Origin of the sequence: Salmonella sp. WC3, assembly GCF_042932255.1 — a bacterium.
GTDB classification, from domain to species: Bacteria; Pseudomonadota; Gammaproteobacteria; order Enterobacterales; family Enterobacteriaceae; genus Salmonella; species Salmonella enterica.
In genome coordinates this window covers 2,685,217-2,696,873 of sequence record NZ_CP170629.1, presented here as the reverse complement: position 1 = coordinate 2,696,873, position 11,657 = coordinate 2,685,217, and the positions used below count along the sequence as shown (strand labels likewise).

9 protein-coding genes, 1 tRNA gene and 1 other RNA gene are annotated in these 11,657 nt (G+C 49.4%); 5 read left to right on the top strand and 6 right to left on the bottom strand.

Translation table 11 applies throughout. The annotated features are described in order from the left end of the window. Positions 1-150 precede the first annotated feature (150 nt). On the top strand, positions 151-1,680 hold the full coding sequence (locus ACFK9X_RS13055; protein ID WP_151116671.1) for a tetratricopeptide repeat protein: 1,530 nt from the start codon (positions 151-153) through the stop codon (positions 1,678-1,680). A 102-nt stretch (positions 1,681-1,782) separates the two neighbouring features. Here ACFK9X_RS13055 and ACFK9X_RS13050 read toward each other — a convergent pair. From ACFK9X_RS13050 to ACFK9X_RS13035, 4 genes are all read right to left on the bottom strand, one after another. Beyond that, positions 1,783-1,913: non-coding RNA, RtT sRNA (locus tag ACFK9X_RS13050), on the bottom strand. Positions 1,914-1,956: 43 nt separating this feature from the next. After that, positions 1,957-2,041 (bottom strand) — tRNA-Tyr (locus tag ACFK9X_RS13045). A 158-nt stretch (positions 2,042-2,199) separates the two neighbouring features. Then, on the bottom strand, positions 2,200-3,042 hold the full coding sequence (gene purU, locus ACFK9X_RS13040) for a formyltetrahydrofolate deformylase (protein ID WP_001191156.1): 843 nt from the start codon (positions 3,040-3,042) through the stop codon (positions 2,200-2,202). Between the two features lie 50 nt (positions 3,043-3,092). After that, positions 3,093-3,551, bottom strand: coding sequence for a YchJ family protein (locus ACFK9X_RS13035; protein ID WP_151116669.1), 459 nt, complete (start codon positions 3,549-3,551; stop codon positions 3,093-3,095). Positions 3,552-3,661: 110 nt separating this feature from the next. On the opposite strand from ACFK9X_RS13035, the gene rssA reads away from it, so the two are divergent. From rssA to galU, 3 genes are all read left to right on the top strand, one after another. Continuing rightward, positions 3,662-4,567 (top strand): patatin-like phospholipase RssA, encoded by a 906-nt coding sequence (gene rssA / locus ACFK9X_RS13030; RefSeq protein ID WP_001230575.1) that lies wholly within the window; start codon positions 3,662-3,664, stop codon positions 4,565-4,567. A 90-nt stretch (positions 4,568-4,657) separates the two neighbouring features. Next, positions 4,658-5,671 (top strand): two-component system response regulator RssB, encoded by a 1,014-nt coding sequence (rssB, locus tag ACFK9X_RS13025; protein ID WP_151116667.1) that lies wholly within the window; start codon positions 4,658-4,660, stop codon positions 5,669-5,671. Positions 5,672-5,873: 202 nt separating this feature from the next. Then, positions 5,874-6,782 (top strand): UTP--glucose-1-phosphate uridylyltransferase GalU, encoded by a 909-nt coding sequence (gene galU / locus ACFK9X_RS13020; RefSeq protein WP_000729450.1) that lies wholly within the window; start codon positions 5,874-5,876, stop codon positions 6,780-6,782. 131 nt (positions 6,783-6,913) lie between these two features. Here galU and hns read toward each other — a convergent pair whose 3' ends face one another. Next, entirely contained in the window at positions 6,914-7,327 is a 414-nt protein-coding gene (gene hns / locus ACFK9X_RS13015; RefSeq protein WP_001287383.1) for a histone-like nucleoid-structuring protein H-NS, read from the bottom strand. A 662-nt stretch (positions 7,328-7,989) separates the two neighbouring features. Here hns and tdk point away from each other — a divergent pair. Then, positions 7,990-8,607, top strand: a complete 618-nt coding sequence (tdk, locus tag ACFK9X_RS13010) for a thymidine kinase (RefSeq protein ID WP_000068097.1) — start codon at positions 7,990-7,992, stop codon at positions 8,605-8,607. A gap of 195 nt (positions 8,608-8,802) precedes the next feature. Here the strand turns inward: tdk and adhE are convergent, their stop codons facing one another. Next, complete coding sequence (adhE, locus tag ACFK9X_RS13005; RefSeq protein ID WP_000301678.1) at positions 8,803-11,481, bottom strand: bifunctional acetaldehyde-CoA/alcohol dehydrogenase; 2,679 nt, start codon at positions 11,479-11,481, stop codon at positions 8,803-8,805. Positions 11,482-11,657 lie beyond the last annotated feature (176 nt).

Sequence of the window (11,657 nt, the reverse complement as noted above, 5' to 3'; positions counted from 1 at the left end):
TGTTTCGTTTACAGCGGATCTGACATGTCTGGCATCTGAATCCGGACTCTTTGTTTCTGAGTTTATTCAGCATCTGTGCGAGTTTTTTGTAAGCAGAAAAAGGATGATGCAGCATATAATCATGCCATAAACGACAATAAGGATAGTTGTATGCGTTTTTCATCAATTTTCAAAATAATAATATTAAATATATTTATTTCAAAAATGGCTCACTCTGCTGTCTGCGAGGAGCGCTATCCCCCCGACTCAGAAGAATGCCAGTACGTTCAGGAATTAGAGCAAAAAGCGGAACAAGGAGATGAAAGCGCGCAGTTCGCGCTTGGAAGCTGGTATGCGGAGGGGCGATATGTTAAGCCTGATTATAAACTAGCCATAAAATGGCTGGAGAAAGCGGGTAAACAAGGTTCTGATTTTTCCTATTTCATCCTTGGCTATCATTACAACTATGGTGAAAATTTTCCACTTAGTCGACAAAAAGCGCTGGAGTGGTATCGCAAGGCGGCAGAGCTAGGGGATAGTAGTACGCAAGAAATCCTCGGTGACGCCTATATGTATGGCGATGGGTTTCCCCAAAATACCCAGCTAGCGCTGGAGTGGTATCGAAAAGCCGCCTCTCCAACCAATGATGCGGGCGTTGTCCGCGGCCAGGGTTCAGCTTCGTCAGCACAATTTAAGCTTGGAGTAATGTACGCCCACGGTCAGGGCGTCCCTCAGGATAATCAGCAAACGGCGATCTTGATGCGTAAAGCGGCGGAAAATATGTACTACCCCGCGCAACTTTATCTCGGTGTTGCCTATTTTTATGGTGAAGGCGTGCCTCAGGATTATCGTCAGGCAGTTTACTGGCTTAATGAAGGTATACCAGGCAGCTATACGCCAGGCCACATTCCGCTGAATGCGCTCTATGATAAAGCGCATCCCGCTGACCAGGTTCACTCTCAGACGTGGTATCGAAAAACAGCGCAACGCGTGATGGCAAAGGTACAGTACAATTTTGGCGTATGGTATTACAACGGTTATCACTTATTGAAAGATCACAACCTGGCGCTGGAGTGGTATCGCAGAGCCGCAGCGCAAGGATTGGCCGAGGCGCAGGATGCGATCGGCGTGATGTTTATGCAGGGTGAGGGCGTTTCTCAGGACTACCAACAGGCGCTGGCGTGGTATCGCAAAGCCGCACGCCAGGGACTGCCTGCTGCGCAAACGCATCTGGGCATCATGTCTGCTTTTGGTCGCGGCGTCGCGCAAAGCGACAGACAGGCTATCGCATGGTATCGAAAAGCAGCAAAACAGGATTTTGCGAAAGCGCAATATCAGCTTGGCGTAGCATATAGCACGGGAAGAGGCGTGCCTGAAAATAGCCGGAATGCGCTGAAGTGGTACCTTAAAGCGGCAGAGCAGGGGTTTACTCCGGCACAATCAGCGCTTGGGGAAATTTATGCTCATGGGCGCCAGGGTGTGCCTAAAGATAATAAGCAGGCCTATATTTGGTATTACATGGCAAGTATGTATACGGAAAAATCTAAGGATGATTGTTCAGCGCTCATTGCCGAAAGAAACCGACTCAAGGGAACGCTTACCCCAGATCAACTTAGCGAGACATATGCCGCCTTTGATCTCATCAGGCGAAAAATCAACCAGTCAAAGGAGGCGAAAAAGATTGCCAGGAAGAAGTATTGATAAGATAACCAATAAGCTATGGCGCCATGGTGTGAAGTCTGCCTGTAGGGTAAGGATACGGGGCAGTGCTGATTGATTTGAAATTGGTGCCTTATGAAGTAATGGTGGTGGGGGAAGGATGACTCAGCGCTGCGCGTTTCGCCCTTCGGGCCGTTGCCTGCGGCAACGCTTTCTCGCTGCGCTCGAATCGAACCCTGGTAGAAGCTTCTCATCCTTCCCGTACAGAGAGATATGAGACACTATGCTTAACGGGGATAAGATACGCGACGGGAGTGATGGTGGTGGGGGAAGGATTCGAACCTTCGAAGTCGATGACGGCAGATTTACAGTCTGCTCCCTTTGGCCGCTCGGGAACCCCACCACGGGGTAATGCTTAATACTGGCCCGCTTCCTTTCGGGAAGCGGGGCGCATCATATCAAATGACACGCCGCTGTAAAGCATTCCTTTGCCTGAAATGAACTGTTTGCGTACTTTTCATCCGTAACGGATTAAAGCTAATCAATTCATATTACTGACGATTAAAGAATAATCGTCCGATTGCCGTAAACAAAGACCCGCTGCGCCAGAACCTGATACAGCGCGCGGCTTAATACGTTTTTCTCAACGTCGCGCCCGGCACGCATCATATCTTCTGCGGTGTAGGTGTGATCGACGTGAATCACGTCCTGCATGATGATTGGACCTTCATCCAGATTATCATTCACATAGTGCGCGGTAGCGCCGATGATTTTCACGCCGCGCTCATAGGCCTGATGATAAGGACGCGCGCCGATAAACGCCGGCAGGAATGAGTGGTGGATATTGATAATTTTGTTCGGGAAGCGCGCCACAAAACCTGGCGTCAAAACACGCATATACTTGGCCAGCACCACATAGTCCGGTTGATGGGCATCAATGGCGTCCGCCATCTTCGTGTCATGCTCTTCACGCGTTAATCCCTCATGGCTGACCAGTTCGAAAGGGATCTCAAAACGTTCAACCAGCGAGCGTAACGTTTCATGGTTGCCAATGACCGCGGCGATTTCAACATCCAGCCCGCCATAGTTGGCTTTCATCAGCAGGTCGCCCAGACAATGCGCCTCTTTAGTAACCAGAATCACTACCCGACGGCGTCCGGCGGGATTGAGTTCACGAACAGAGCCTTCCGGTAAGGCGCTGTCCAGATCGGCCAGAAGAGTGGAATCATTGAAGATGCCTTCCAGCTCGGTCCGCATAAAAAAGCGTCCGGTGCGATGGTCAACAAATTCATTGTTTTGCACAATATTAAGCTCATGCTTATAGCAAATGTTGGTAATCCGCGCGATAAGGCCTTTTTGATCGGGACAAATAGTACGCAGAACTTTACGTTGTAGTGATTGCATTGCCGGAAAAATCCTGTTGAGAGTGTTTGCTGTATCGATACTGTCAGGCGTCACTGGCCGTAGCACTTTTTAAATTTTTTGCCTGAACCGCACGGGCAGGGATCATTTCGACCCAACTGCGGGCGGGTACCATCAATATAATACCACTGACCGTTTTCTTTGATAAAACGAGAACGTTCGATAATCGCCCCGGTTTTCCCTTGTTCGGAAAAACGCGCGATAAAACTAACATACCCTGTATTTTCTGCTTCTGACCAGGTATGTTCAAAAATAGTCAGGCCGAGCCACCTGGTATTGGCAAATCCGGCGATGATATCATCACGAAACGCGGCCGCATTGCAGGTTGGATGCCAGCTCTTAATTAAGTAATCTGCGTCTTTCATCACAAAAGCGCAGTAACGAGAGCGCATGAGATGTGACGGATCGGGTGCTACTCGTTCTCCGGACACAATACGACCACAACATAGGCTATACTCGTCAGCGCTACCACAGGGACAAGGCTGAGACACAATAATCTCCCTGAATATAAAAAACGGCGTTGAACGCCAGGGTGGCATTATGTTAACTGAGCAGTGGCGATGTTGCTACGTCTTGAAGCCAGGGGAAGTCGTTAAGTACGATGAGAAAAATGAAAATAGGGCTGGCGCTGGGATCTGGCGCAGCGAGAGGATGGTCTCATATTGGGGTCATCAAAGCCCTCAAGCAAACAGGCATTGATATTGATATCGTTGCAGGATGCTCAATAGGTTCACTGGTCGGCGCCGCGTATGCCTGTAATAAATTATCGGCGCTTGAACAGTGGGTATGTTCATTCCGCTACTGGGATGTTTTACGCCTGATGGATGTATCCTGGGGCAGAGGAGGGTTGCTTCGCGGCGAACGCGTATTTAATCACTATCGGGATATTATGCCCGTCACGGATTTTGACCACTGTTCAAGACGTTTTGGCGCGGTCGCGACGAATCTTAGCACGGGACGAGAGCTATGGTTTACTGAAGGCGATCTACACCTTGCTGTACGCGCGTCGTGCAGTATGCCAGGGCTGATGTCTCCGGTTGAGCATAACGGTTACTGGCTGGTAGATGGCGCAGTCGTTAATCCGGTACCTGTTTCGTTAACCAGGGCGCTGGGGGCTGATATCGTTATTGCGGTAGACCTGCAACATGATGCCCACCTCATGCAGCAAGATTTGCTCTCTGTAAATGTCGGGAATATCAATGAAGAGAGCGATGATGCGCTGCCCTGGCATAAGCGTTTAAAAGAACGTTTCAGTAGCCTGACTTCACGCCGTGGCGTGAGTTCGCCTGGGGCAATGGAAATCATGACAACCTCCATCCAGGTGTTGGAAAATCGTCTTAAACGTAACCGTATGGCTGGCGATCCGCCTGATATTCTCATTCAACCATTCTGTCCGCAAATCTCTACGCTGGATTTTCATCGCGCCCATGCCGCTATTGCGGCGGGTCAGTTAGCCGTAGAGAAAAAGATGGACGAACTTATACCTTTGGTGCGTACCGACGTTTAATGTACCTTTTACGATCACTTAAGCAAATTCTGACAGGCGCAAGCGGCAATACCATGCCACTATTGATTAAAGCCAGTCAGGGGAGAGAACATGACGCAGCCATTGGTCGGAAAACAGATTCTTATTGTTGAAGACGAGCCTGTATTTCGCTCGCTTCTGGATTCGTGGTTTTCCTCTTTGGGAGCGACAACGGCATTGGCAGGCGACGGGGTGGATGCCCTGGAATTGATGGGGCGTTTTACCCCTGATCTCATGATATGTGATATCGCTATGCCGAGAATGAACGGTCTCAAACTGGTAGAAAACTTACGTAATCGCGGAGACCAGACGCCTATTCTGGTTATTTCCGCAACAGAAAATATGGCGGATATCGCCAAAGCGTTACGCCTTGGGGTTGAAGATGTCTTGCTGAAGCCGGTAAAAGATCTCAACCGCTTGCGGGAAACCGTATTCGCTTGCTTATACCCTAATATGTTTAACTCGCGGGTTGAAGAAGAAGAACGCCTGTTTCGTGACTGGGATGCAATGGTGAGTAATCCAACCGCCGCAGCACAATTGTTGCAGGAATTGCAGCCCCCGGTACAGCAGGTGATTTCCCATTGCCGCATTAATTACCGGCAGCTCGTCTCCGCCGATCAGCCTAGACTGGTGCTGGATATTGCGCCGCTATCTGATAACGAACTGGCATTTTATTGCCTGGATGTCACCCGGGCGGGCGATAACGGCGTGTTAGCCGCATTGTTGCTGCGGGCGCTATTTAACGGCTTATTGCAGGATCAGCTCGGCCAACAAAAGCACCGTTTACCGGAGTTAGGCGCGCTATTAAAACAGGTAAATCATCTGCTCAGACAAGCCAATTTACCTGGGCAATTCCCGCTATTTGTCGGCTACTATCACAGTGAGCTCAAAAATTTGATTCTCGTCTCCGCCGGATTGAACGCCACCTTAAATACGGGCGCTCATCAGGTTCAAATTAGCAGCGGCGTGCCGCTAGGAACATTGGGTAACGCCTACCTTAACCAATTAAGCCAGCGTTGCGACTCGTGGCAGTGTCAAATATGGGGCGCAGGAGGGCGTCTGCGATTGATGTTGTCTGCGGAATGACCAAACGGAAGAGTGAGCGGAAATTGCTTTACCGGCCTTTCCCGACGAGTGTTACTATCTGCGGCAGATTTATAAGTATTTGTCTTAATTATACCAATATAAGTCCTTTTTGGACCTGAGGCTTGTTCTGGTACTGATATACTGGAACACGATACAGATTAATGAACACGTTCAATACATGAACAGTCCAGGAGAATTTTAAATGGCTGCCCTTAATTCGAAAGTCAAAAAAGCCGTTATTCCGGTCGCGGGATTGGGAACCAGGATGCTGCCAGCGACCAAAGCTATCCCGAAAGAGATGCTGCCGCTGGTTGATAAGCCATTAATTCAGTACGTCGTGAACGAATGTATCGCTGCTGGCATTACTGAAATCGTGCTTGTTACGCACTCGTCTAAAAACTCTATTGAAAACCACTTTGATACCAGTTTTGAGCTGGAAGCGATGCTGGAAAAACGCGTTAAGCGTCAGCTTCTGGAGGAGGTTCAGTCTATTTGCCCTCCGCATGTCACTATTATGCAGGTACGTCAAGGGCTGGCAAAAGGCCTGGGCCATGCCGTATTGTGCGCGCATCCCGTTGTCGGAAACGAACCTGTCGCTGTTATTCTGCCAGACGTTATTCTTGACGAATATGAGTCCGACCTGTCTCAGGATAACCTGGCTGAAATGATCCGCCGTTTCGACGAAACCGGCAATAGCCAGATTATGGTTGAGCCGGTAGAAGATGTGACTGCATACGGCGTGGTAGATTGCAAAGGCGTTGAGCTGGCGCCGGGCGAAAGTGTGCCGATGGTTGGCGTGGTTGAAAAACCAAAAGCGGATGTCGCGCCGTCTAACCTTGCGATTGTCGGGCGTTATGTGTTGAGCGCGGATATCTGGGCGTTGCTGGCGAAAACCCCTCCGGGCGCCGGGGATGAAATTCAGTTGACCGATGCTATCGATATGCTGATCGAAAAAGAAACGGTTGAAGCCTACCACATGAAGGGTAAAAGCCATGACTGTGGTAATAAGTTAGGATATATGCAGGCATTCGTTGAATATGGCATCCGTCATAATTCGCTGGGTGCTGAATTTAAAGCCTGGCTTGAAGAAGAAATGGGTATTAAGAAGTAACGATACGTTATAAATTTTTTAACAGAAGCGCTGGTAAATCCGGCGCTTTTTTTATGCCTGGGGTCGTCAGCGGAGAACTCAGGCAAAAAAAATCCCGCCAGCGGCGGGATTTTAAGCATCCAGGAAGTAAATTATTCCTTGATCAGGAAATCTTCCAGTTGCTTACCTTGTTCTTCCATTGCTTTTTTGATTACAGCCGGTGTACGACCCTGGCCAGTCCAGGTTTTAGTTTCACCGTTTTCGTCAACGTAGCTATATTTAGCCGGACGAGCTGCGCGTTTAGCTTTGGTGCCGGATTTAGCGGCAGCCATGCTATTCAGCAGTTCATTCGGGTCAATGCCGTCGGCAATTAACATTTCACGATACTGTTGCAGTTTACGAGTGCGTTCTTCCACTTCAGCAGCAGCAGCGCTTTCTTCTTCACGACGCTCATTAACGACAACTTCTAATTTTTCCAGCATTTCTTCAAGCGTTTCCAGAGTACATTCTCTTGCCTGCGCACGAAGAGTACGGATGTTGTTCAGAATTTTAAGTGCTTCGCTCATTGTAGTAATCTCAAACTTATATTGGGGTGGTTTGTTGAGCTAATAATAGAGCGATAAATTCAGTTGTGCAATAGCCAGGAATGTAAGGAATTCAAAATTACGCGTTATTAAGCACACGTTTTAATTATCTCAACTTAAATTTTCCTTGAGGCGCCGCACAAAAAAGAGCTTATTGGCAGGGGGGATACTCACCGTCTGTCGCTAAAAATTTAGGAGTCAGGTCACATTTTATCATGATGAAATACGATCTCATTGCTGAGATATCAATCTCTTGTATTAGATTTCCTTACAAGAAAACCCTATTACTTTGCACCGGGTATGAGTAACGGTAACAATAAGTACAAGGTTTTCATATTGGCGGGTGATGATAAGCATTGTTGATGAATTTTAACGGCATAATTTGTGAAGGAATGTGTATATACCCTTCATACTTCAAGTTGCTTATGCGTTGGCTACGCTCGCTCACTCCAGTCACATAGTTATCTATGCTCCTGGGGACTCACTCCCTTGCCGCCTTTAAGCAACGCGAATTATTTTGGGTATAGTGAGCGATGTTTGTACAATTCTTAATACTCACCGGAGCGCGAGCCGCGCCGTCGCGTCGGTAAATTATGGTACAATCCCGCCAATCTTTATTTCACTCAGGTGAGGTCCTGCGACCAATGGCACAGCTATATTTCTACTATTCGGCAATGAATGCGGGTAAGTCGACTGCACTGCTGCAATCTTCATACAATTATCAGGAACGCGGGATGCGTACCGTCGTATATACGGCGGAAATCGACGATCGTTTCGGCGCAGGCAAAGTCAGCTCTCGTATCGGTTTGTCGTCGCCGGCAAAATTGTTTAACCAAAATACATCCTTGTTTGAAGAGATTCGTGCCGAGAGCGCGCGGCAGACAATACATTGCGTGTTAGTCGACGAAAGCCAGTTTTTGACTCGCCAGCAGGTTTATCAATTATCCGAGGTTGTCGACAAATTAGATATTCCAGTACTTTGCTATGGGCTACGAACAGACTTTCGTGGGGAGCTCTTTGTCGGCAGCCAATACTTGCTGGCATGGTCAGATAAGCTGGTGGAATTAAAAACTATCTGTTTCTGCGGTCGTAAAGCCAGTATGGTTCTGCGCCTTGATCAGGACGGCAGGCCTTATAACGAAGGCGAACAGGTGGTTATTGGCGGGAATGAACGCTACGTTTCAGTTTGCCGTAAGCATTATAAGGACGCGCTGGAGGAGGGCTCACTGACGGCGATTCAGGAGCGTCATCGGCACATATGATACTGAGGTAAAGATCGGCTTATAAAACGCCCTGTAGCGCTTTGGAGGTCATTATTCAGGCCTCCTGACGAAGGGCGTGCCGTGAGCACGTAGGCCAGATGATTAGCATAGCGCCTTCAGGCATCAGATAAACAGGTAAAACAAAAAAACGGCCTCAATTGAGGCCGTTATTGTCATGCTAAAACAGATAACGAATTAAGCGGATTTTTTCGCTTTTTTCTCTGCTTTCGGTGCGGCAACGACGTCTTTCTTCGCTGCAACTTCACCTTCGGTGAAATCACGACCGTAGTAGGTATCCAGCAGAATCTGTTTCAGTTCGGAGATCAGTGGATAACGCGGGTTAGCGCCGGTGCACTGGTCATCGAAGGCATCTTCAGACAGTTTGTCAACGTGTGCCAGGAAGTCAGCTTCCTGTACGCCTGCTTCACGGATAGACTTAGGAATACCCAACTCAGCTTTAATGCTTTCCAGCCATGCCAGCAGTTTTTCAATCTTAGCGGCGGTACGGTCGCCCGGCGCGCTCAGGCCCAGGTGGTCAGCAATTTCAGCGTAACGACGGCGTGCCTGCGGACGATCGTACTGGCTGAAAGCGGTCTGCTTGGTCGGGTTGTCATTCGCGTTGTAGCGGATAACGTTACAAATCAGCAGGGCGTTCGCCAGACCGTGCGGAATGTGGAACTGAGAGCCCAGTTTGTGCGCCATGGAGTGACATACACCGAGGAAGGCGTTGGCAAACGCGATACCGGCGATAGTCGCTGCACTGTGAACACGTTCACGCGCAACCGGGTTTTTAGACCCTTCGTGGTAAGACGCCGGCAGGTTTTCTTTCAGCAGTTTCAGAGCCTGCAGAGCCTGACCGTCAGAGAACTCAGAAGCCAGTACGGAAACGTAAGCTTCCAGGGCGTGAGTTACCGCATCCAGACCACCGAACGCACACAGGGACTTCGGCATATCCATCACCAGGTTGGCGTCGACAATCGCCATATCCGGGGTCAGGGCGTAGTCAGCCAGCGGATATTTCTGACCGGTTGCATCGTCGGTCACAACCGCAAACGGTGTGACTTCAGAACCGGTACCGGAAGTGGTGGTGACGGCGATCATTTTCGCTTTCACGCCCATTTTCGGGAACTTGTAGATACGTTTACGGATGTCCATAAAGCGCAGCGCCAGCTCTTCGAAGTGAGTTTCCGGATGTTCGTACATGACCCACATGATTTTCGCGGCGTCCATCGGGGAACCGCCGCCCAGCGCGATGATCACGTCTGGTTTGAAGGAGTTAGCCAGCTCAGCGCCTTTGCGAACAACGGAAAGTGTCGGGTCGGCTTCAACTTCGAAGAAGACTTCGGTTTCAACGCCAGCCGCTTTCAGCACAGAGGTGATCTGGTCTGCGTAGCCGTTGTTGAACAGGAAGCGGTCAGTCACGATGAGCGCACGTTTGTGGCCATCAGTAATCACTTCATCCAGCGCGATGGGCAGAGAGCCACGGCGGAAGTAGATAGATTTCGGAAGTTTGTGCCACAACATGTTTTCAGCTCGCTTAGCAACGGTTTTCTTGTTGATCAGGTGTTTCGGACCAACGTTTTCAGAGATGGAGTTACCACCCCAGGAACCACAACCCAACGTCAGGGAAGGTGCGAGTTTGAAGTTGTACAGGTCACCGATACCACCCTGAGAGGCCGGGGTGTTGATCAGGATACGCGCGGTTTTCATCATCTGACCGAAGTAAGCAACGCGTTCTGGCTGGTTATCCTGGTCAGTGTACAGGCAGGAGGTGTGACCGATACCGCCCATAGCGACCAGTTTTTCTGCTTTTTCTACCGCTTCTTCGAAATCTTTCGCACGATACATCGCCAGAGTCGGAGACAGTTTTTCGTGTGCGAACGGTTCGCTTTCGTCAACGACCGTAACTTCACCGATCAGAATCTTGGTGGTTTCTGGTACGGAGAAGCCTGCCAGTTCAGCGATTTTGTAGGCTGGCTGGCCGACGATAGCGGCGTTCAGAGCGCCATTTTTCAGGATAACGTTTTGAACCGCTTTCAGCTCCTGGCCCTGCAGCATGTAGCCGCCGTGGCTGGCGAAACGTTCGCGAACGGCATCATAGACGGAATCAACAACGACAACAGACTGTTCAGAAGCACAGATTACGCCGTTATCGAAGGTTTTAGACATCAGAACAGACGCCACAGCGCGTTTGATATCCGCGGTTTCATCAATGACAACCGGGGTGTTGCCTGCGCCTACGCCGATAGCAGGCTTACCGGAGCTGTATGCTGCTTTAACCATGCCTGGACCGCCAGTGGCGAGGATCAGGTTGATATCCGGGTGGTGCATCAGCGCATTAGACAGTTCTACGGAAGGTTGATCGATCCAGCCAATCAGATCTTTCGGCGCGCCGGCAGCGATAGCCGCTTGCAGAACGATGTCTGCCGCTTTGTTGGTTGCTTCTTTAGCGCGCGGATGCGGAGAAAAGATGATGGCGTTACGGGTCTTCAGGCTAATCAGCGATTTGAAGATCGCGGTAGAGGTCGGGTTAGTGGTTGGAACGATACCGCAAATAATGCCGATAGGTTCAGCAATGGTGATGGTCCCGAAGGTGTCGTCTTCAGACAGCACGCCGCAGGTTTTTTCATCTTTATAGGCATTGTAAATATATTCAGAAGCGAAGTGGTTTTTAATCACTTTGTCTTCCACGATACCCATACCGGATTCGGCGACGGCCATTTTGGCCAGCGGAATGCGGGCATCAGCGGCTGCCAGAGCGGCGGCGCGGAAGATTTTGTCGACCTGTTCTTGAGTGAAACTGGCATATTCACGCTGGGCTTTTTTTACACGCTCTACGAGTGCGTTAAGTTCAGCGACATTAGTAACAGCCATAATGCTCTCCTGATAATGTTAAACTTTTTTAGTAAATCATCTGCGCGATACGTGAGTATAGACAGATCGACGATACTTTGTATAAATGCCTGAAATTCAGGTGGTTACTTAACGTCCGTTTCGCTCTGATTTACTAAAAGAGCTTCTGCGTTAGTATCATTTAACTCTAACGCGTT

What these genes read in the sequence shown, in the direction of transcription:
- rssB (WP_151116667.1), top strand. Translation starts at nt 4,658, where the DNA reads ATGACGCAGCCATTGGTCGGAAAACAGATTCTTATTGTTGAAGACGAG.
- tdk (WP_000068097.1), top strand. Translation starts at nt 7,990, where the DNA reads ATGGCACAGCTATATTTCTACTATTCGGCAATGAATGCGGGTAAGTCG.
- ACFK9X_RS13055 (WP_151116671.1), top strand. Translation starts at nt 151, where the DNA reads ATGCGTTTTTCATCAATTTTCAAAATAATAATATTAAATATATTTATT.
- hns (WP_001287383.1), bottom strand. Translation starts at nt 7,327, where the DNA reads ATGAGCGAAGCACTTAAAATTCTGAACAACATCCGTACTCTTCGTGCG.
- adhE (WP_000301678.1), bottom strand. Translation starts at nt 11,481, where the DNA reads ATGGCTGTTACTAATGTCGCTGAACTTAACGCACTCGTAGAGCGTGTA.
- galU (WP_000729450.1), top strand. Translation starts at nt 5,874, where the DNA reads ATGGCTGCCCTTAATTCGAAAGTCAAAAAAGCCGTTATTCCGGTCGCG.
- purU (WP_001191156.1), bottom strand. Translation starts at nt 3,042, where the DNA reads ATGCAATCACTACAACGTAAAGTTCTGCGTACTATTTGTCCCGATCAA.
- rssA (WP_001230575.1), top strand. Translation starts at nt 3,662, where the DNA reads ATGAGAAAAATGAAAATAGGGCTGGCGCTGGGATCTGGCGCAGCGAGA.